This window comes from Mesorhizobium sp. M7A.F.Ca.MR.362.00.0.0 (assembly GCF_004023175.1).
Classification (GTDB): domain Bacteria; phylum Pseudomonadota; class Alphaproteobacteria; order Rhizobiales; family Rhizobiaceae; genus Mesorhizobium.
Genome location: NZ_RZTF01000019.1, coordinates 1 through 1,182, shown reverse-complemented (window position 1 = coordinate 1,182; position 1,182 = coordinate 1). Strand labels below are relative to the sequence as shown.

1 protein-coding gene is annotated in these 1,182 nt (G+C 64.7%); it reads right to left on the bottom strand.

Going from position 1 to position 1,182, the window contains the following annotated elements; genetic code table 11:
* Positions 1 to 139: 139 nt before the first annotated feature.
* The gene (locus EOC06_RS04810) at positions 140 to 1,141 is read right to left on the bottom strand and encodes an Ldh family oxidoreductase (RefSeq protein WP_164898466.1); all 1,002 of its coding nucleotides are present in this window, start codon (positions 1,139 to 1,141) and stop codon (positions 140 to 142) included.
* Positions 1,142 to 1,182 lie beyond the last annotated feature (41 nt).

Genomic DNA, 1,182 nt, shown 5'->3' with positions numbered 1-1,182 from the left:
ATCGGGCAAGCTCGCCTTGCCCTGGACAAAGCTGGGTCGCAGCAAGGCGCGGAAAGGTTCAGCAGCGCGCAAAGAAAATCGCACCGCGCCGCGCCTGCGGCGGGCAGATTTCAGATAACTATTTGATATAAAAAACTATTCAGGAAGAATAGCGTGCGGCGAATTCGGAAATGCGCTGCACCACCGCCTTGGATGCCGTGATGCCCCGCGCTTGCGCCTTCTCGGCGGCCTCTGCGCGGGCACGACCGGGCACATGCACACCGAAGCGCCGCCGCAGCCGATCGAGCTGGTCCTTCATCCGCTGCTCGAAATCCGGATCGAGCAGCTTGGGTTCGATAGCAAGCACGAATAGTCCCGTGCCGGGGCTGTCCGGCCCGCCGCTGAACCATGGCGCGTCGAGCGACCAGTTGGCGCCCGACAGGCCCGCCGCCAGCACCTCGACCATCAGCGCGATGTTGGCGCCGCGCTGGCCGCCGAAGGCGAGCATTGCGCCCTTCATGGCGGCGGCGGGATCGGTGGTCGGGTTGCCGCTGGCGTCCAGCGCCCAGCCTTCAGGGATCGTCTTGCCCTCCTCGGCCGCTTTGCGGATGTTGACGAAAGCGGTGGCGCTCGACGACTGGTCGATGACCAGCGGCGCCCGGTCGGCGGCGGGGGCGGCAAACGACATCGGGTTGGTGCAGTAGACTGGCTTGACCGAGCCCGAGCCGGCAAGCACGGCCGGGCCGTTGGTGGCGGCGAACGACACCAGCCCGAGTGTTGCCAGCCTTCCGGTGAAATAGCCGAGCGCGCCGCATGTATAGGCGTTCTTCTGCGAGAAGATGGCGACGCCGAACAGCTTTGCCGCCTTGGCGAGGTCGTCGATAGTGCGGTCGAAGCCGGTATGCGCCAGCCCCCGGCGTGCATCTGAGAGATAGACCGCAAGCGCCGGCCGGGTGATCACCGGGTCGGCATTGCCGTCGATGCGTCCGGCTTCCAGCGCCTCGAGATAGTCGATGAAATGCGACAGACCGACCGAGGAAAGCCCTTCGGCCTCGGCTGATATGATCGAAGCAGTGAGCGATTGTGCCGCTTCCTCATTGGCGCCAGCGCCAAGTGCCGCCATCCGGCACAGTCCTTTTGCCTGGTCGAGACTGAGTTGCATGATGGCAATCCTAGGGGAATAGGGGAGTAAGGGAATAGGGG